This is a genomic window from Tateyamaria sp. (assembly GCF_059783535.1).
Window position 1 is genome coordinate 1 of the sequence record NZ_JBYNDP010000007.1, and the last position, 18,289, is coordinate 18,289.

Annotated in this window: 17 protein-coding genes; 12 read left to right on the forward strand and 5 right to left on the reverse strand. The window is 61.0% G+C overall.

What is annotated here, in order from left to right:
• From AC6RA8_RS02685 to AC6RA8_RS02700, 4 genes are all read left to right on the forward strand, one after another.
• Nucleotides 1–689 (forward strand): substrate-binding domain-containing protein (locus tag AC6RA8_RS02685; RefSeq protein ID WP_500350585.1); only part of this gene is annotated, 689 nt, incomplete at its 5' end.
• Nucleotides 690–837: 148 nt separating this feature from the next.
• Nucleotides 838–2,103, forward strand: coding sequence for a sugar ABC transporter permease (locus AC6RA8_RS02690; protein ID WP_500350586.1), 1,266 nt, complete (start codon nt 838–840; stop codon nt 2,101–2,103).
• 14 nt (nt 2,104–2,117) lie between these two features.
• Nucleotides 2,118–2,864, forward strand: coding sequence for an ATP-binding cassette domain-containing protein (locus AC6RA8_RS02695; protein ID WP_500350587.1), 747 nt, complete (start codon nt 2,118–2,120; stop codon nt 2,862–2,864).
• A complete protein-coding gene (locus tag AC6RA8_RS02700) occupies nt 2,864–3,799 on the forward strand; it encodes a glucokinase (protein ID WP_500350588.1) in 936 nt (311 codons plus the stop codon). Before AC6RA8_RS02695 ends, AC6RA8_RS02700 begins: the two co-directional genes overlap by 1 nt.
• Here AC6RA8_RS02700 and hpaH read toward each other — a convergent pair.
• From hpaH to hpaE, 5 genes are all read right to left on the reverse strand, one after another.
• Nucleotides 3,792–4,586, reverse strand: coding sequence for a 2-oxo-hept-4-ene-1,7-dioate hydratase (hpaH, locus tag AC6RA8_RS02705; protein ID WP_500350589.1), 795 nt, complete (start codon nt 4,584–4,586; stop codon nt 3,792–3,794). The two genes, AC6RA8_RS02700 and hpaH, sit on opposite strands and share 8 nt — an antisense overlap.
• Nucleotides 4,576–5,427, reverse strand: a complete 852-nt coding sequence (locus AC6RA8_RS02710) for a fumarylacetoacetate hydrolase family protein (RefSeq protein ID WP_500350590.1) — start codon at nt 5,425–5,427, stop codon at nt 4,576–4,578. The genes hpaH and AC6RA8_RS02710 overlap by 11 nt, the downstream gene beginning before the upstream one ends.
• The gene (locus tag AC6RA8_RS02715) at nt 5,424–6,821 is read right to left on the reverse strand and encodes a pyridoxal phosphate-dependent decarboxylase family protein (RefSeq protein ID WP_500350591.1); all 1,398 of its coding nucleotides are present in this window, start codon (nt 6,819–6,821) and stop codon (nt 5,424–5,426) included. Before AC6RA8_RS02715 ends, AC6RA8_RS02710 begins: the two co-directional genes overlap by 4 nt.
• Nucleotides 6,822–6,895: 74 nt before the next feature.
• Nucleotides 6,896–7,876, reverse strand: coding sequence for a 3,4-dihydroxyphenylacetate 2,3-dioxygenase (gene hpaD, locus AC6RA8_RS02720; RefSeq protein ID WP_500350592.1), 981 nt, complete (start codon nt 7,874–7,876; stop codon nt 6,896–6,898).
• A gap of 103 nt (nt 7,877–7,979) precedes the next feature.
• A complete protein-coding gene (gene hpaE, locus AC6RA8_RS02725) occupies nt 7,980–9,491 on the reverse strand; it encodes a 5-carboxymethyl-2-hydroxymuconate semialdehyde dehydrogenase (RefSeq protein WP_500350593.1) in 1,512 nt (503 codons plus the stop codon).
• 89 nt (nt 9,492–9,580) lie between these two features.
• On the opposite strand from hpaE, the gene AC6RA8_RS02730 reads away from it, so the two are divergent.
• From AC6RA8_RS02730 to AC6RA8_RS02765, 8 genes are read left to right on the forward strand one after another with little or no spacing between them, the layout of a single operon-like run.
• The gene (locus AC6RA8_RS02730; RefSeq protein WP_500350594.1) at nt 9,581–10,381 is read left to right on the forward strand and encodes an IclR family transcriptional regulator; all 801 of its coding nucleotides are present in this window, start codon (nt 9,581–9,583) and stop codon (nt 10,379–10,381) included.
• Nucleotides 10,378–11,739: an aminotransferase class III-fold pyridoxal phosphate-dependent enzyme gene (locus AC6RA8_RS02735; protein WP_500350595.1), complete on the forward strand. Its 1,362-nt coding sequence runs from the start codon at nt 10,378–10,380 to the stop codon at nt 11,737–11,739. The genes AC6RA8_RS02730 and AC6RA8_RS02735 overlap by 4 nt, the downstream gene beginning before the upstream one ends.
• A complete protein-coding gene (locus tag AC6RA8_RS02740; protein ID WP_500350596.1) occupies nt 11,736–12,476 on the forward strand; it encodes a tripartite tricarboxylate transporter TctB family protein in 741 nt (246 codons plus the stop codon). Before AC6RA8_RS02735 ends, AC6RA8_RS02740 begins: the two co-directional genes overlap by 4 nt.
• Nucleotides 12,476–13,966 carry a tripartite tricarboxylate transporter permease gene (locus AC6RA8_RS02745; RefSeq protein WP_500350597.1) on the forward strand — a complete coding sequence of 497 codons (1,491 nt, stop codon included), beginning with the start codon at nt 12,476–12,478 and terminating at the stop codon, nt 13,964–13,966. Before AC6RA8_RS02740 ends, AC6RA8_RS02745 begins: the two co-directional genes overlap by 1 nt.
• 35 nt (nt 13,967–14,001) lie before the next feature.
• The gene (locus AC6RA8_RS02750; protein WP_500350598.1) at nt 14,002–14,934 is read left to right on the forward strand and encodes a Bug family tripartite tricarboxylate transporter substrate binding protein; all 933 of its coding nucleotides are present in this window, start codon (nt 14,002–14,004) and stop codon (nt 14,932–14,934) included.
• 48 nt (nt 14,935–14,982) lie between these two features.
• Nucleotides 14,983–15,696, forward strand: a complete 714-nt coding sequence (locus AC6RA8_RS02755) for a type 1 glutamine amidotransferase (protein ID WP_500350599.1) — start codon at nt 14,983–14,985, stop codon at nt 15,694–15,696.
• A complete protein-coding gene (locus tag AC6RA8_RS02760) occupies nt 15,693–16,913 on the forward strand; it encodes a cytochrome P450 (protein WP_500350600.1) in 1,221 nt (406 codons plus the stop codon). The genes AC6RA8_RS02755 and AC6RA8_RS02760 overlap by 4 nt, the downstream gene beginning before the upstream one ends.
• Before the next feature lie 5 nt (nt 16,914–16,918).
• Nucleotides 16,919–18,187 (forward strand): type I glutamate--ammonia ligase, encoded by a 1,269-nt coding sequence (locus tag AC6RA8_RS02765; RefSeq protein WP_500350601.1) that lies wholly within the window; start codon nt 16,919–16,921, stop codon nt 18,185–18,187.
• Nucleotides 18,188–18,289 lie beyond the last annotated feature (102 nt).

Sequence of the window (18,289 nt, forward strand, 5' to 3'; positions counted from 1 at the left end):
TCGCCTATGACCGCCTGATCGAAGACCCGCGCGCCTTCTACCTGACCTTCGACAACGTTGAAGTTGGCCGCATGCAGGCCCGCGCCGTTCTGGCTGCACAGCCCAAGGGCAACTACGTTATGATCAAGGGATCGCCCACCGACCCGAACGCGGACTTCCTGCGTGGCGGTCAGCAAGAGGTGTTGCAAGCGGCCATCGACGCCGGTGACATCACCATCGTTGGCGAAGCTTACACCGATGGCTGGGTGCCCGCGAATGCGCAGCGCAACATGGAACAGATCCTGACCGCCAACGACAACAAGGTTGATGCCGTTGTGGCGTCGAACGACGGCACCGCGGGTGGCGTTGTGGCGGCTCTGACTGCGCAGGGCATGGAAGGTATTCCAGTGTCCGGCCAGGACGGTGACCACGCCGCTCTGAACCGCGTTGCAACCGGCACGCAGACCGTGTCCGTCTGGAAAGACGCACGCGCACTCGGCAAAGCCGCAGGTGAGATTGCCGTGTCGCTGGCCAAGGGTGAAGATGTTGCCGGCGCAGCCGATTGGACATCGCCCGGTGGCACCACAATGACCTCGATCTTCCTTGAGCCGGTTCCGGTAACAGCAGACAACCTGGACGTTGTTCTGGACGCAGGCTGGATCGAAAAAGACGCGCTGTGCGCGGGCTCCTCGCTGGCCGCTTGCCAGTAAGAGCAATAGACTTTGGCGCCCCGGTGTGGTTTCGCATCGGGGCGGTACACAACCAATCTCATCAGACATTTCGGCACATCGCGGCGGGGGGCTTGCCCGCCGACAGAGGGATTGTGCCACCGCAACCGGGTAACAAAGGGCAGGGCACATGGAAGACCAGGCCAAATCAATGATGGACAAGCTGGGCCTTGATGCCCGGCTTTTGGGGATGATCGGGGCGCTTGTCGTCATCTGGCTTGTCTTCGGTTTCTTTACCGACTGGCGCTTTCTGTCCCCGCGCAACTTTTTCAACGTGAGTGTTCAGACCGCGTCCGTTGCCGTGATGGCGACGGGCATGGTGTTCGTGATCGTCACACGCAATATCGACCTGTCCGTGGGCTCGCTTCTGGGCTTTATCGGCATGACAGTCGCTGCTCTGCAGGTGCAGTGGTTGCCATCAATGCTGGGGCTGGGTCATCCGATGATCTGGGTCATCGGCGTGATCGCTGCCATCCTGATGGGCGCTGTTCTGGGCGCGATGCAGGGCTGGGTCATCGGCTATCTGACTGTGCCCGCCTTTATCGTGACGTTGGGTGGTTTCCTGATCTATCGCGGTGCGATGTGGTGGGTCACCAAGGGCCAGACACAAGCGCCGCTTGATCCCGTCTTCCGCCTCTTGGGTGGCGGGGCCGAAGGGACGCTGGGCGAGACGCTGAGCTGGGTATTCGGCACCATCGCCGCGCTTGTTGCGGTGGGCATCATGCTGATGAGCCGCCGTCGCAAGGCCACCCATGGCTTTACCGTCAAACCGGTCTGGGCCGAAGGGATCCTGATGGCCATGGCCGCTGGACTGATCATCGCCTTTGTCTGGATCATGAACAGCTATCCTATCCCACGTGGCGCCATGCGCCGCATGACCGAAGCCCGTGGTATCGAACTGACCGATGGCATGGTATGGAACCATGGTGTCGCCATTCCGGTTGTGATCCTGCTGGCAGTCACCATCGTGATGACCATCATCGCCACGCGCACCCGCTTTGGTCGCTATGTCTACGCCACCGGCGGCAACCCGGAGGCAGCGTCGCTGTCGGGCATCGACACGCGGCTGTTGACGGTCAAGGTTTTTGCCTTGATGGGTGCACTGACCGGCATTGCGTCGATCATCGCATCCGCCCGCCTGAATGCGGTTGATGTGGGTCTTGGCACGTTGGACGAGCTGCGCGTGATTGCTGCTGCGGTCATCGGGGGAACGGCCCTGTCAGGTGGCGCGGGCACGATCTATGGGGCCGTGATCGGTGCGCTGATCATGCAGTCGCTGCAGTCGGGCATGGCCTCGGTCGGAGTGGACGCGCCGCTGCAGAACATCGTCGTTGGCTTCGTGCTGGTCTTCGCCGTGTGGGTCGACATCGTTTATCGTCGTCGCGCAGGCGTCTGAGGGAGGACTTTGATATGACAACACCTCTTGTCGAAATGAAGGACATCTCGATCAGCTTTGGCGGGATCAAGGCGGTCGACCACGTGTCGGTTGACTTGAAGCCCGGCGAAGTTGTGGGCCTTCTGGGTCATAACGGCGCGGGCAAGTCGACGCTGATCAAGATCCTGTCGGGTGCTTACGCCATGGATACGGGCGAAATCCGGATCAATGGCGAAAAAGCGACCATCAACAACCCGCGTGACGCGCGGACCTACAATATCGAGACGATCTACCAGACGCTTGCGCTGGCCGATAACCTTGATGCTGCATCGAACCTGTTTCTGGGGCGCGAGTTGGTGGGTCCCACCGGGTTCGTGGATGACGACGCGATGGAGGCCGAGACCCGCAAGATCATGGCGCGGCTGAACCCGAACTTCAAAAAGTTCAAGGACCCTGTAAGTGCCTTGTCAGGTGGTCAGCGTCAGTCGGTGGCGATTGCGCGTGCCGTGTACTTCAACGCGCGCATCTTGATCATGGACGAGCCGACTGCCGCCCTTGGTCCGCATGAAACACAGATGGTGTCGGAATTGATTCAGCAGTTGAAGGCCGAGGGCATCGGCATCTTCCTCATCAGCCACGATATCCATGACGTGATGGAGCTGTGTGACCGGGCGTCCGTGATGAAGAACGGAAAGCTGGTTGGGACTGTTGACGTTGCCGACGTGACGGACGATGACCTGCTCGGAATGATCATCTTGGGTAAGAAACCGGGCGAATCGTAATGCAATACACAGGGAAGCTCGATCAGGCCATTGGCCTGGTCGCCGATGTTGGTGGGACAAATACACGCTTGGCGTTCGTGGACCGCGATGGAGTGATCGCGGGCACGGTCGTGAAGTGCCCCAATGCTGACTTTGGTAGCTTTCTTGATCTTGCGACCAGTTATCTGGATGGGCGGTCTGTGCCGTCGCGGGTAGTGATCGCGGTGGCGGGTCCGGTGGCTGGCGACCGTGCGAAGCTGACCAACCGGAACTGGGATTTTGATGCCGGTGCGTTGGCTGCGGCCTTTGGGGCGGACGAGGTGGTTCTAATGAACGACCTTGAAGCACTGGGGCAGGCGGTTCCGACCGTGGCGCAAGACGCCGTCGAACCGTTGCATGACGGTGCCGCATTGGGTGGCAGTGGTCAGGCGCTTGTTGTTGGCCTTGGAACCGGCTTCAACGTGGCGGCCGTGAATATGGAAAGCGGGACGGTGTTTACCTCGGAACAGGGTCATGCAAGCCTGCCAGCGAACGTGATGTCGGTTCTTCAGGCGCACATGCCCGACACATCGCGTTTCGACAGTGTCGAGAACCTGTTTTCCGGTGTGGGTCTTTTGCGTTTGGCTCATGTCATCGGTGTCGACGTGGACAGCGCCGAGGAGTTGGCCAAATCTGACGATCCGCGCGCGCTGGAGGCGCTGGATGCGTGTACCGAAGCCTTTGGCCTGATGGTGCGCGAGTTGGCGTATTCGTACTTCCCGCGCGCGGGGTTCTATTTCAACGGCTCGCTGGCGAAGTTCCTGATGGAGCCTGAGCGGCGCGAACGTGTGCTGGCGCCTTTGCGGGCTGACGACAGCTTTGACGGGCAGTTTGCCCGCATCCCCGCCTTCCTGTTCGTGTCGGACACGGTTGCCTTGGGTGGCTGTGCCGCGCGGCTATTGGCGCGGGTCAGCTAAAGCTCAGTTCGACATGTCCGAAGCTGCCGAAATCCGCTTCGATATCGGTGCCGGATGGGCATTCGATGGGCCGAATGAAGCTGCCTGACAAGATCACCTGACCTGCCTTGATCGCGTTGCCATAGAGCGCCATGCGCCGCGCAAGCCAGACCACGCTTTCCACCGGATCGTTCAGAACGCCTGCCCCCAGCCCTGTTTCCTCGACCGTGTCGCCCACTGTCACGATGGCACCCACCCAGCGCAGGTTTTCGGGCGGGTAGCGGTCGGTGCCCATGACGATGCCCGCATTCGCGGCGTTGTCGGCAATGGTGTCGAACACCTTGCGTGGCTGACCGGTATCTGGGTCGGCGCGCAGTATCCGGGTGTCGAGGATTTCGAGTGCCGGGGCCACGTAGTCTGTCGCGGTCAGCACGTCTTCGTGGGTCACGTGTTCGCCACCAATGTCTGAGTTCATGACGAAGGCGATCTCTGCCTCGATCCGCGGTTGGATGAAGCGGCCTGCTGGAATGGTCGCGCCGGTGTCGAACTGCATGGATCGAGTGAGCACACCGCTGTCGGGGATGTCTATGTTCAGTGCCATCTGCATCGCGCGGCTCGTCAACCCGATTTTCCAGCCGATGACCGGGTCGCCCGCGGCGACTTTGGCTGCAACGACTTCGCCTTGAATGGCATAGGCGTCGTCCATCGTGATGTCTGGATGCGCAACGGACAGAAGGCCGATTTGTTCGCCGGTTTGTTCCGCTTTGATGAGCGCCTGTGCCGCGGCCTGGTGGTCTTCAGCTCTCATCCGCGACCTCGCTGCGTAAGGTGCCGATGCCTTCGGCGGTCACTTCGACCACGTCGCCGGGTTTCAGGAACTTGGGCGGGTCAAAGCGTGCCCCTGCGCCTGTGGGTGTACCGGTCACGATGATGTCGCCGGGAACAAGTGTCGTGAAGGTCGAGATGTAGGCGATCTGGCGACGGATCGGGAAGAGCATGCGGCTGGTGCGGTCGTCTTGCCGGAGCTCGCCGTTCACGTGGGTTGTCAGTCGAATGTCGTCCAATTGGGCGGCCGCCGTAAAGGGTACAAGCCACGGGCCCATGGCCCCGGAGGCGTCCCAGTTCTTGCCTTGCGTGACGTTGAACTTGGCATGGCGGACCCAGTCTCGAATGGTGCCTTCGTTGCAAAGGGTGAGAGCGGCGATGTGGTCATAAGCGTCGGCTTCGGCAATGCGTCGTCCACTTTTGCCGATCACGATGGCGATCTCGCCTTCATAGTCCAGCCTCTCACTTTCCGGGGGGCGGATGACGGGCTGGTTATGCCCGGTGAAACTGCGCGGGAAGCGGGGGAAGAGGGACATGTTGGGCGGCGCCTCTTGCCCGTCCTTGTATTCGGCATTGCGGTCTGGGAAGTTCACGCCGACGCAGATGATCTTTTCCGGGTTGGGGATGGGGATGTCATATGTGACATCGTGATGTGTGGCGGTGCAGCCTTGCGCGGCTTTCGCGAGCGCGTGCAGCCCATCATTTTCGATCACGTTCCGCAAGGTGGTCCATTGCGGGAAATTCGGCGACAGGGGGATCATCCCGTCATCCGTCACGGCCCCATAGTATTGGCTGCCTGCCGTCGTGTAGGTGGCGAATTTCATAGACCCCTCGCAATTTCGGTGATCGCGTTGAAGGCCGTGTCGAAATCGCGTTCCTCGCAATCGAACTGCCCAGCCTGAAAGCGGATGACCTTCTGCCCATCCACGAGCGTTTGGGTCAGGTAGATGCGCCCGTCGTCGTTGATGGCATCCACAAGGCGCTGGGTGTCGTCGTCTGATGCGCCTAATACTTTGAAGGTCCAGAGCGACAGGATCGGCTCGGTCACGATCTCGAAATCATCTTCCGCCCATAGACGTTCGCACAGGGCCTGGCTCCATTTGACATGGTTGCGGATGCGGCCGCGCAGACCGTCCATTCCGTAGTGCCGCATCAGGAACCACAATTTGAGCGCACGGAAGCGGCGGCCGAGCGGGATGGACCATTCGGAATAGTCGATGATGTCCTCGGCCCCGTGGGTTTTCAAGTATTCGGGGCGGATGGCGAGGGTTTGGCGCAGTTGGTCCGGGTCACGCAGGAAATGGGCGGCACAGTCGAATTGCGCACCCAGCCACTTGTGCGGGTTGAAGACGATGCTGTCGAAGCGGTCGGCTCCGGTCCAAAGGGCGCGGAATTCGGGGCAGATCATGGCCGTACCGGCCCATGCCGCATCGAGATGGGTGTAGATGCCGTGTTCTTCGGCCACGGCGGCGACCGCTTCAAGATCATCACAGGCGCCCATGCCGGTGGCGCCCGTGGCCGCAATGATCCCCGCCGGGATGCGCCCCGCCTGTTTGTCCTCGGCAATGGCCGTTTCCAGGTCGAGCGGGTCCATGTGGCGCAGGTCGCCTGTCGTGCGGATCTTGACCAGATTGTCCTGCCCGATGCCCGCGACCCAGATGGCCCGGTCGATGGAGGTGTGTACCTGATCGGAGCAATAGATACGGAGTTGGGGTTGCCCGTGCAGCCCTTCGATATTGCCGCGAAACTCTAGCGCGCGTTCGCGCATGGTCAGGACGGCGGCGAGCGTGGCGGATGACGCGCTGTCCTGGATGACGCCCTGATAGTCATCCGGCAGGCCAAGACCCTGCCTCAGCCAGTCCATCATGCGTGTCTCCATCTCGGTCGCGGCAGGAGAGGTCTGCCAGAGCATGCATTGCGGCGCGATGATGGAGGTCAGGAATTCGGCCAGAACAGAAGCGGGCGCGGCGTTGGAGTTGAAATAGGCGAAGAAGCGCGGGTGCTGCCAATGGGTGATGCCGGGCATCACGATGCGTTCGAAGTCTTTCATGATCGCCGCCAGATCGGTGCCATCCTCCGGCGGTGCGTCTGCAAGCTGTGCGGCGATCTCTCCCGGCTTTGTTTGCGCGCGTACCGGGCGGTCGCGGAGGGTGGTGTGGTACTCTACCCCCCAATCTGCTGCATCCTTGGCGTGTTTGGCGAAATCGTCCCAGCTCATGGTCTCGTCCTTTCGGGCGGGGCGCACGGCACGTGCACCTTACGGGGGTAAGGCGGAGGTGTCCTCCGCCAGGGTCAGGGTGCCACGATGGGCTGTGCTTTGAGAAGGGGGTCGGAGGTGTCCACGCCATCAAACAGGCTGCCCTCTTCGAACCAACTACGCGGGGCGGGGGCACCCCAAAGGGTTTGGCGCTGGGGATCCTTGAGGTCCCATTTGATCGGCTCGTGGTCGGGATCCACGGTCTGGTAGTCGGAGCAGTAGATTTCGATCCGGTGTCCGTCGGGGTCGCGGACATAGAGAAAGAAGGCGTTCGAGATGCCGTGCCGCCCCGGACCCCGTTCGATGTTTTCGCGGTAGCCGGTCGTGCTCATCAGGTCGAGCAGGTCGATGATGTTGAGCGGGTTGGGGACCCAGAAAGCCGAATGGTGCAGGCGCGGGCCGGTGCCGTTTGTGAAGGCGATGTCATGCACGCCGCCTTTTCGGTGCATCCACGCGGCCCATGTTTTACCGGTCTCTGCGTCTTCGGTGTATTCCGTCGTGCGGAACCCCATTTGCGTGTAGAACGCGACCGCTCCATCCACATCGGATGAAAACAGGTTGAAGTGGTCGATGCGCAGCGGTTTGACGCCGCGATAAAGTGCGTATTTCTGCGCGATGGTCGGCAGACGGTCCATCTGAACGTAGAATTCGAGAGGCACACCCCAGGGATCGGTGGTTTGCAGGACGCGGCCCATGAAGGGGCAGTCGATCCAGTCCGTGGGGCGGCCCTGTTCGCGGAACCATACTTCGGCCTTGTCGAGATCGGGTTGGTCGTAGAGTTTGAAGCCGAGCCTTGCGACATTGGCGCTGCGCGCTTGGGTCAGGATGATGCAGTGGTGTCCTCGTTCTTCCATCGCGCGCAGGTAGATCGTTTGATCGTCTTCGTGGGTGATCTGCAGGCCCAACGTATCCACGTAAAAGGCGCGCGAGGCTGCGAGGTCTGTCACCCTGTATTCCACGTGGCTGAGCCGCACGATATTGAAGGGCGGATAAAGCTCGGGCGGGGGGATCGGCATCGGCTGTTCCTAAATGGGGCGGCTGCGCCGCGCGCGATTCATTTTTGGGAATGAGGGACGCTGTCCCTCAAACTCCCTGAGATATTTGGAGCCAGAAGAAGCATCAGGCACCGAGACGTGGGATTTTCGGGTCGCCTGTGGCGATGCCGATGTGCTTCTGTTCCATGTAGAATTCGAATGACCAGTCGCCGCCATCGCGCCCGATGCCGCTGGCTTTCATGCCGCCGAACGGTGTCGGCAGGTGCCGGACATTGGCGGAGTTCACCCAGATCATGCCCGCTTCGAGCCCATCGGTGAACCGCATGGCGCGGGTGACGTCGGCGGTCCAGACATAGCCGGTCAGACCGTAGGCCGTATCGTTGGCGATGTGTAGCGCTTCCTCTTCCGTTTTGAAGCGGATGGAGGTGAGGACCGGGCCAAAGATCTCTTCTTGGGCGATCTTCATATCGTTGGTGGCGTTCGTGAACAGGGTTGGTGCCACAAATTGACCGGTGTCACCTACGCGCGTGCCGCCTGCGGCGATGGTTGCCCCTTCGGCTGTGGCTGTGTCGAAGCTGGCAATGACCTTGGCCCTGTGCCCTTCGTGGATCAGGGGTCCGACTTCGGTTGCCGGATCCAGTGGGTGGCCCACCTTGATGGCCTTTGCGCGCGCTGCGAGCTTTGCCTCGAAGTCGTCGGCGATGGTGTCTTGCAGGAGCAGGCGTGAGGACGATGTGCAGCGCTCGCCGTTGAGCGAGTAGATCATGAAGATGGCGGCGTCGAGTGCACTGTCCAGGTCGGCGTCGTCAAACACGACCACGGGGTTTTTACCGCCCAATTCAAAGTGCACCCGCTTTAGCGTAGGTGCGCCCTGGGCCATGATGGCGGACCCGGTTTTCGACTCGCCCACGAAGGCGATGGCCTTGATGTCGGGGTGTTCTGTCAGTGCGCGGCCTGCGTCCTCGCCCATCCCGTTGACCAGGTTCCAAACGCCGGCGGGCAGACCGGCGTCTTCCGCGATCTCGATCAGGATACGGGCGGTCCAAGGGCTGAGTTCGGCGGGTTTGTGGACGACTGTGCAACCGGCGGCGAGGGCAGGGGCAATCTTCCAGGTCGACAGCATGAACGGAGTGTTCCAAGGGGTAATCACGCCGACTGGGCCGATCGGGACGCGAGTGGTGATGTTCATCAGCGTGGGGGATGGCAGTGCTTGGCCGTCGCGGGCGGCTGGCGCACGGTCGGCAAAGAAGCGGAAATTGGCGGCGCCGCGCAGGGCAGCCTTGGACATGAAGCGCAGGGCCTGGCCGGTATCCCAGCATTCACACAGCGCGATTTCTTCGGCGCGTGCTTCGATGCCGTCGGCGATGGCATGCAGAATGCGCTTGCGCTCGGCCGCTGGCATATCGCGCCATGCGGGGAAGGCGGCCCTGGCGGCTTTGGCGGCCGCGTTGACGTCCTCGGCGTCGCTGCGCGCAACGCGGGCGATCACGCTGTCATCCACTGGAGAGGTCGTGTCGAACCAGGTGTCTGATGCAGATGGCACTGCCTGACCGTTGATGTGGTTCAGGATGCCAGTCTCGCCAATCCGGGTCAGGTACGGCGCAAGTTTCGCGATGTTTTCGTTTAGGTCGGACATGGTCACTTTCTGAGCAGAGGTTCAAATAATGAACCACGGGATGCAAAAATATATTGCAAGGCGTTTCCGGGTGCGTCAAGCTCCAACCTATGTCGACCATTGCGAAAGCCCTTGGCCTTTTGGATCTGTTCAGTGATGCGCAGCCTGCGCTGGGGCTGACGGATGTGCAGCGGCTGACGGGCCGGGACAAGGCGACTGTCCACCGTCATCTTGTCGCGCTTGAGCAGGCGGGGTTTCTTGAGCAGGACGTACATACGCGGGCGTATCGCCTTGGACCTGCTGTGACCCGGCTGGCGGGAATGCGTATGCGCACTGTGCCCGAGGTCGAGATGCTGCGCAGTGTCATCGATGACCTCAGCCGCGATGCGGGTGAGTTGGTGCATGTGAGCCGTTTGCAGGGTTTCGACCTTGTCCACGTTCATCATGCCGAAAAACATGATCATCCGGTGCGCGTCAGCTTTGATGCGTATGGCCTGCCACCGCTGTTTGCGACCGCATCGGGCAAGGCATACTTGGCGTTCTCACCCGGTGGTTTGCTGGATCTTGCCCTGGCCGACCCGCGGACGCGGCTGCCGGGGGCACCGGCGCCCGACCGGATGGAGGTTGAGACGGAATTGAAGCAGATCGCGCAGCGCGGCTATGCCCGCAACCGTGATGCATTGCGCCTGGGCGTATCATCTGTCGCCATTCCGCTTTTTGACGGCGCCAGCCGGGCCTTTGCGACCTGTTCCATCGCCTACCCAACAGGCCGCGGTGGCAAAGGGACCGAAGCGCATCTGGCGCGTCTTTTGATGGCGCGTGGGGAAGAGATCAGCCAGGCCATGGGTGGCACCGTTCCGCCTGATATCGTCCAGCTCTGGACCCCGGCGCAAGAAAGGGCCGCCTCATGAAAGACAGCAACTTTCTGAAGGAACACAATGCCCGCCAGTTCTGGCATCCCATGGCACATCCGGCCGACAGCATGGCAAATCCGCCCACGATCCTGACGGGGGGCGAGGGGGTTTATATCACAGATGTGGATGGTCAACGCAGCATTGATGCGGTGGGTGGTCTGTGGAACGTAAATCTTGGCTATTCCTGTCAGCCAGTGAAGGACGCGATTGCGGGGCAGTTGGATGCGCTGCCCTATTATTCGACCTTTCGCGGAACCTCGAACGACAAGGCGATTGAATTGGCCTACCTGCTGGCCGAGTTTTTTGGCCCTGATGGCATGACGCGCAGCTTCTTCACTTCCGGCGGGTCCGACAGTATCGAGATCGCGCTGAAACTGGCCCGGCAATACCACCGTATCCGGGGAGATGAGGCACGGACCAAGTTCATCAGCTTGGACAAGGGCTATCACGGCACTCACTTTGGCGGCGCTTCGGTCAATGGCAATGCCAAGTTCCGCAACTCGTATGAGCCGCTCATGGCCGGCTGTTTTCACATTCCGGGCCCGTATCTCTACCGTAATCCTTTCGGCACTGATGATCCGGCTGAGCTGGCGCGCCTGAGCGCAGGTATGCTGGAGCGAGAGATTGCCTTTCAGGGCGCCAACACCATCGCAGCCTTTGTGATGGAGCCGGTGCAGGGGGCAGGGGGAGTGATCCCGCCACATCCCAGCTTCATGCCGATGGTGCGGGACATCTGCGACAAGCATGGCGTCTTGTTGATCGCGGACGAGGTGATCACCGCATTCGGGCGCACAGGGGACGAGACAGGATCGCGCCACTGGGCTGTGCAACCAGACCTGATGTGTACGGCCAAGGCGATCACAAACGGCTATTTCCCCTTTGGTGCCGTGATGATCGCCGACCACGTCGCGGCGGTTTTTGAAGATGATGAAAGCGGGGTCGGGTCCGTTGATTCCGGCTACACCTATTCCGGTCACCCTGTTGGGGCCGCCGCCGCCGTTGCGGCGGTGGAAGAGACGATCCGCATCCGGCCATGGGAAAACGCGAGCGCGCGTGGGGCGGAGTTGAAGGCGGGGCTTGGTGCGCTTGCTGATCGCTATGATCACATCGGGGACGTCCGTGGCGAGGGGCTGATGTGTGCCATCGAACTTGTCAGTGATCGTGGCAAAAAGACCCCCGTGGGCAAGACGCTGCCGCTGGTGTTCCAGAAGGCAGCTTACGAGGACGGCGTGATGATCCGGGTATCCGGCAACAACGCCATCTTCTCTCCGCCCTTGGTCATTGATGCGGGGCATGTGCAAAAAATCTTGTCCGCCACTGAAACCGGCCTGAAGGCCATGGCCGAGGCGGCTTGAAGTCTCGGGTCGCATCCCCAGCGCCACGCAGCGCAACGGTGGTGCGGCCCATCCGGTCAGACACCACGGGTCGCGCTTTTGCCAGCGCGTGCCCGCCGGACACCAAGATCAACGTCACCGACATCACGGACTTCCGGCGTGGGCGGGGGGATCTGATCTTTTCCCTGTTCATGGCCGCGCTGGCCCTGTTTTTCCTTGTGTTCTTTTTCACCCAGACAGGGTGGGAGGACCGCAAGCTGCCGCAGAACATGGCGCGCTACTGGATGGACCAGTTCGGTGTAACCGAGCCCGAGGGACGGACGGCGCGATTGGGCCGCATCCTCAAGCAAAGCTGGGTGGCACCATTGATGTGTCTGGCGGTTTTGGTCCCCGCCGCCCTATGGAACCTGCGCGGGGCGTGGCGGGCACAGGTGTGGCGGCAGCGGTTCAAGCAGCCAACCGGCATGGCCTATGAGCTGGGTCAGTGGCTGCGCGCGCTGGAATATGTCATTTGGTTCGTGGCCTACACGCTGCTTGTGCCAGTGCTGGGTTATTTGGTATCGACACTGCTGCTTGGCACGCTTTTGCCGTGGCGCCTGGGCTATCGCGGCGCGCGTTGGATGGGCATCTGTCTGGCGGCGAGCCTCGCCATAGTTTTAGTCTTTCGCACCGGGCTGCAGATCAAGACCCCGGTGAATATCTGGCTCTATGATCTGCTGCCGCAGCGCATGGAGACCTTCATGCAGGTGTGGTTCTGATGGAGGCGTTCTGGGCCGGTCTCGATAACCTTGCCAGCGTTCCCGTGCTGGTGGCGATCTTGATCGGGTCGGTCGGTGGGCTGGCCATTGGGGCCGTGCCGGGGATTGGTCCAGCCATCGCCATTGCGATCCTTCTGCCCGCAACCGTGTTTCTGGATGATCTGGTGTCGCTGGTGCTTCTCTTGGGTGTTTATGGGTCGAGTATGTATGGCGGCGCGATCCCAGCCATCCTGATCAACACGCCCGGCACGCCGGTAAATGCGCTGACCACCTATGACGGCTATGCCATGACGCGTCGGGGCGAGGCGGCACGGGGCCTGTCGCTGGCCTATTCTGCATCGTTTTTTGGCGGGTGCTTTTCCATCCTGTTGGGACTGGGGGCATTGATGCTGTTTGGCCCATACCTGCGCGATCTGGGCGCGCTCTTTGGGCAGCGCGATATCTTTATGGCGGCCGCCTTGGGTGCCGTTCTGTTGATCGCGGCGCACCGCAAGACGATGGGCATAGCAGCGCTGCTCTTTGGACTTGGGTTTCTCATTGCGCTGGTGGGGCGGCAGTCTTTGAAGCAGATCGACCGCTACACTTTTGGCGTCGAATACCTGTATCCCGGCTTCAACCTGATTGTCGTGATCGTCGGTATCTTTGCCATTTCACAAGCGCTGTTCCTGCTGACGGGCAAGGATGCTGATCCGCCCGAGGCACGGTTGAAAGGTGGGTTGTTGCGTGGGTTTGGAGAGCTGAAGAAACATCCGGCCGTGGCCACAATCAGCGCGGGCTATGGCACGATCATGGGCATCATCCCGGGTGTGGGCGAGTTCGTGGCGCAGTTTTTCAGTTACTCCACAGCACGGGCCATGTCGAAAGAGCCGGGTAAGTTCGGGCGGGGGGCGCCCGATGGGCTGATCGCGTCCGAGGCCAGCAACAACGCTGTGCCCGCCGCCGCCATGGTGCCCCTTCTGGCGCTGGGCGTGCCGGGCGAGGCGCTGACAGCCATGATGATGGTTGTCTTCTTTGACGCGGGCATCAAACCCGGCCCTGACATTTTCGAAAACAACCCGGACTTTCTGTTTTCCCTTTTTATCGCGCTTTTGATCATCAACTTGTTGGTCATCTTGACACTGCTGATGTCGACGAAATGGATTGCGCGCATCATCTATGTTCCGAACCGCCTGCTGGGCGCGTTCATCCTGATCCTTGCCTTCGTTGGCGTCTTTTCCATCCGCAACTCCTTTGCCGATTGCATGTTCGCCGCTGGCTTCGGGTATCTGGGCTTTATCCTGCGCCGTCTTGATTGGCCGCTGGTGCCCATCGTGCTGGGCCTCGTCCTCGGCTCCATCATGATCGAGAAGCTGACGGCGGGCGCGGGACAGATCAAAACCGTCTTCGATCTGGTCAACCGGCCTGTGTCGGGCACACTTTTTGTTGTCATCCTGATCGTGATTGGTGTCACGATCGCCCAAAGCCTCCGCACGAAGAGGTTCGAACATTAACCACAAAAGCAAAAAACAAACTCAGGGAGAGTAACATGAAAAAGCTTTTGACCTCAGCGGCCTTTGCGTTGGCCGCCCTCACTGGCCCGGCGTTGGCCGAGTACCCAACCGGCCCGGTGCAGTTCATTGTCCCGTGGCCCCCCGGTGACTTCGAGGACGTCCTGACGCGCATGATTGCTGCGGACATGGCCGAAGCGACGGGGCAACCTGCGTCGGTTGTGAATCGTCCCGGCGGCGGCGATGGTCCGTTCCCCGGTGCGCTGGAAGTGCTGAATGCGCCCAATGACGGGTCGGTCATCGGGTCCTTTGTGATCGGGGTGCCGATCGTCGGACCCAAGATCGACATCGGGATCGAAGAAGACAGCTTTGTTCCTGTCGGTATCTTTCTGACTTACCCGTTCGTGCTGGCAGCATCGGGTGACGCGCCTTACTCAAACATGGCGGAGCTGGCCGTACATGCGCAGGATAACGATGTTGTTCTGGGCCATTTCGGCGCGGGTTTGACGCCCACGGCCGTGTCCATGGCGGCAGCGGCCAAGATGGGGTTCGAGTTCGCGGATGACAGCGCCTTTGACTTGCTGGACTGCAACACGCTGTCTTCCGGCGATGCCGATGTGATCAACACAACGCTCGCGCTGATCGAACCCTGCCTGGATGACATCAACGTGCTGGGCAATATCGGTGCGCAACCCATCGCCAAGCTGGAAGGCGTTGAAACCATCGCGGCCCAATCCGGCGTGAATGATGTTGAGCTGTGGAACGGCCTGTTCGTGACAAAGGGCACACCGCAAGAGGTGATCGACACCATTGCCGAAGTCGCGGCCAAGACCATGGCCTCGGATGAGGCGCAGGCGCTGATGGCCGAGACGGGGGCGGCTGTCTATTGGCAAGGGCAGGACGAGGCGCAGGCGCGCATCGAAGCGGACCGTGCCAAGTCAGCCGAGATCAACGAGATCCTCGGTCGCTGAACCAGCCGGGGGCGGTTCGCGCCGTCCCCGCCTTTGGAAAGAACACATATGCCCCGCCTGAAGCTCGGTATCCTGCAAGTGAACCATGACCGGTCGGTCGAGGTTGGCGATGCTTTTCCCGACGATGCGCACCGCTTCCGCGATCTGTTCGATGCGCAGGAACAGCGGTTCACCTACCGCGTCTACATGACCATCGGGGGCGAGGTGCCGCAGGATGTAGAGGAGCAGGATGCGTATCTGATCACAGGTTCACCGCTGAGCGTGTTGGATGACCTGGCCTTTCTGCCACCGCTCTACGATTTCATCCGATCCTGCGATGCCGCGAAGAAGCCCTTGCTGGGCGCGTGTTTCGGACATCAGGCGATTGCCAAGGCGTTGGGCGGAGCGGTGGCACGGCAGGATTGGAACATCGGGATCGATCAAATCGACGTCTCCGAAACCTTGCCTTGGATGCAGCCCGCCGCGCCGTCCATCGGTCTATACCAATTTCACCATGACGCGGTGATGGTCTTGCCCGATGGGTGCACGCCATGGGCCACATCGCCCAAATGCGCGGTGGCTGGTTTTGCCAAAGGCGACCATATCTTCACCACCCAAGCACACCCGGAATTTTCCGACCCGTTCATGCGCTGTGTGCTGGACTACACCAAACCGCACCTGAACCCGGAGGAGGTGGCTGAGGCGGAAGCCACGTTGAACCGCACCAATGACGGCCCACTCTTCGCGGACTGGTCCACCCGTTTTTTCGGAGGCACGCCATGAAAAACCTCGCTGATCACGACAGTTTTGTCGATGGCGTGCCGCATGAGACGTTTGCGCAGATGCGGGCGCAGGCCCCTTTGCACTGGACGGAGGCGTTTGGCGGGCAAAAGGGGTTTTGGTCTCTCACCCGCTATGCCGACATCATGGCGGCCCAAAAGGACCCCAACACCTTTTCCAGCGCCCAAGGCATACGGATCGAAGATCAGAGCCGCGAGGAATACCTTGCCCGCCGCACCTTTCAGGAAACGGACCCGCCAGAGCACACCGTGACCCGGCGGGCCGTGAACCCGGCCTTTGCCAAGCCGGTCGTTGCGCAGTTTGAGCCGCTGATCCGCGAGTTGGCACATGACATCGTGGCAGAGGCTTTGGATCATGCCGAATTCGACGCCGTCGACAAGATCGCCAAACGCCTGCCCATGCTGATGCTGGGGCGCATACTCGGTGTGCCGGATGCTGATCTGGATTGGCTCGTGGAACGGGGCGACGCATTGATCGGGAATACCGATCCCGACTTTACCGATACGGTCATCGATAAGGTGGATACCGACGCCTACCGCATGATGCCCTTCCGCTCGCCTGCCGGGGTGGAGTTGTACGACTATGCCGATGAAATCCTGAACGGCACACGTGACGTGGACGGCAAGGGCATTCTCGCCCGCGTGCTGCGTAGCGAAGACGGCGCCATCACCGGGCAGGATTTCAAGAACTTCTTTTGTCTCTTGGTCGCGGCAGGCAATGACACGACTCGCTATTCGATCGCCATGGCGCTGCATCTGCTGACACAGCAAAAGGACCTGCTTGGGGCATTGCAGAGCGGGCAGGTGTGGGAAACATGCGCCGATGAGTTCATCCGCCTCGCCTCGCCCACATTGCATTTCCGCCGGACCGCAACGCGAGATGTCGAGATGCACGGCCAGACCATTCGCGAAGGTGACAAGGTATTGATGTGGTTCGTGTCGGGTAGCCGGGATGAGGCCATGTTCGACAATCCCCATGTTGCCCAACTGGGTCGCAGCCCGAACCGCCACGTCGCTTTCGGGCAGGGTGGACCGCATGTCTGTTTGGGCATGTGGCTGGCCAAGCTGGAGTTGAAATGCGTGCTGCACGAGTTGGCCGGCCGTATCCACGCGCTTGAGGCTGTGGATGCACCCACCTGGACACGCTCGAATTTTATCTGCGGGGTCAAAGCGTTGACTGTCCGCCCAACGCTGAAGTGACGACCATGACGAACCGCACCCGCACCCTTTTCTGTGATCTGCTCAACCTGCCGAGGGGCAAGTTCGTGCCACCGGATGTCGCTGCGGGCGGCAAGATCGGTTTTGCCCGCGGTGTCTTTGGCACGACGTTTGACCGTGACCTGATCCCGGTCCCGGGGGCAGGCGTGTTCGACGGTATTCCGGACATGGAACTGGTGCTGGATGGTGACCGCCGCCCTGACTGGCAGCGGGGTAGCGAAATCGCACTGGGTACCTTGCACGTAGATGGTTCGCCATTTGGTCTATGTGCGCGTGGGCGCCTGCAAGCTGCCGTTGACGCGTGGGAAGCGAAGGGGCTGACCCCGATGGTGGGCCTTGAAATGGAAGCCTATGTTTTCCAGCAGGATGCTGACGGGGTGTGGACGCCTTATGATACGCCGGGTGCGTTCGTGTATGGCACGGGGCCGCAAAATGACCCGGCAGGTCTGATGGATGCGCTGTGGTCCACGGCGGATGCGGCTGGCCTGCCCATCGAGTCGATGAACGGTGAATATGACAATGGTCAGTTCGAACTGACGATGAAGTTCGAAACAGCGGTTGCAGCCTGCGACAACGCGTTTCTCTTTCGCACAATGGCGCGAGAGGTCACGGCAGAGATGGGGCTGCTGCTGACCTTCCTGCCCAAGCCCATTCCAGACCGGGGCGGATCCGGCCTGCATGTGAATTTCAGTTTTGCGGACGCGCAAGGGGCCAATGTGATCGCGCCTGACGGTGCGCTGTCTGATATTGCGAAGGGATGCATGGCTGGGCTCATCCACCATCACGAGGGTTTGGCCGGTCTGCTGGCTGCGACGGTGAACAGTTATGACCGTCTCGGTCCAGCATCCATGGCCGGGTATTGGGCCAATTGGGCGGATGACCATCGGCTTGTGACGACGCGGTCTTGTGTGACCTCGCCGCGCTCTGCCCGGTTGGAGCATCGCATGGCGGACTGCGCGACGAACCCGTACCTTGCGGTTGCGTCCGTGCTGCAGGCATCGCTTCTGGGTGTGAGTGGTGGTTACGCGCTGGACCCGGCGGAGGATTTGGACGGGCTGGAAAACATTCGCGCAACGCGCCATGTGCCGTCGGCACTGGACAAGGCGCTGGAGGCGCTGGATGCTGACAAATCCTTGCGCATGGCGGTGGGTGAAGCGATCTGCGATGCATTGATTTTTCTCAAACAGGACGAATGGAAACGGCTCAAGGACAAGTCGGTCGATCAGGTGCGGGACTACTATTTGCCCTTCGTTTAGGGCGCACCAACAGGTGCGCCTTACAGGGTGGATCATCGTAAGGCGGAGGTGTCCTCCGCCACGCGGGCGCAGCAAGCTGCGCCTTACGCGCCAAACCTGTAA

What these genes read in the sequence shown, in the direction of transcription:
- hpaD (WP_500350592.1), bottom strand. Translation starts at nt 7,876, where the DNA reads ATGCCGATCCCCCCGCCCGAGCTTTATCCGCCCTTCAATATCGTGCGG.
- AC6RA8_RS02755 (WP_500350599.1), top strand. Translation starts at nt 14,983, where the DNA reads ATGCCCCGCCTGAAGCTCGGTATCCTGCAAGTGAACCATGACCGGTCG.
- AC6RA8_RS02750 (WP_500350598.1), top strand. Translation starts at nt 14,002, where the DNA reads ATGAAAAAGCTTTTGACCTCAGCGGCCTTTGCGTTGGCCGCCCTCACT.
- AC6RA8_RS02765 (WP_500350601.1), top strand. Translation starts at nt 16,919, where the DNA reads ATGACGAACCGCACCCGCACCCTTTTCTGTGATCTGCTCAACCTGCCG.
- AC6RA8_RS02745 (WP_500350597.1), top strand. Translation starts at nt 12,476, where the DNA reads ATGGAGGCGTTCTGGGCCGGTCTCGATAACCTTGCCAGCGTTCCCGTG.
- hpaE (WP_500350593.1), bottom strand. Translation starts at nt 9,491, where the DNA reads ATGTCCGACCTAAACGAAAACATCGCGAAACTTGCGCCGTACCTGACC.
- AC6RA8_RS02730 (WP_500350594.1), top strand. Translation starts at nt 9,581, where the DNA reads ATGTCGACCATTGCGAAAGCCCTTGGCCTTTTGGATCTGTTCAGTGAT.
- hpaH (WP_500350589.1), bottom strand. Translation starts at nt 4,586, where the DNA reads ATGAGAGCTGAAGACCACCAGGCCGCGGCACAGGCGCTCATCAAAGCG.
- AC6RA8_RS02715 (WP_500350591.1), bottom strand. Translation starts at nt 6,821, where the DNA reads ATGAGCTGGGACGATTTCGCCAAACACGCCAAGGATGCAGCAGATTGG.
- AC6RA8_RS02695 (WP_500350587.1), top strand. Translation starts at nt 2,118, where the DNA reads ATGACAACACCTCTTGTCGAAATGAAGGACATCTCGATCAGCTTTGGC.
- AC6RA8_RS02760 (WP_500350600.1), top strand. Translation starts at nt 15,693, where the DNA reads ATGAAAAACCTCGCTGATCACGACAGTTTTGTCGATGGCGTGCCGCAT.
- AC6RA8_RS02710 (WP_500350590.1), bottom strand. Translation starts at nt 5,427, where the DNA reads ATGAAATTCGCCACCTACACGACGGCAGGCAGCCAATACTATGGGGCC.
- AC6RA8_RS02700 (WP_500350588.1), top strand. Translation starts at nt 2,864, where the DNA reads ATGCAATACACAGGGAAGCTCGATCAGGCCATTGGCCTGGTCGCCGAT.
- AC6RA8_RS02690 (WP_500350586.1), top strand. Translation starts at nt 838, where the DNA reads ATGGAAGACCAGGCCAAATCAATGATGGACAAGCTGGGCCTTGATGCC.
- AC6RA8_RS02735 (WP_500350595.1), top strand. Translation starts at nt 10,378, where the DNA reads ATGAAAGACAGCAACTTTCTGAAGGAACACAATGCCCGCCAGTTCTGG.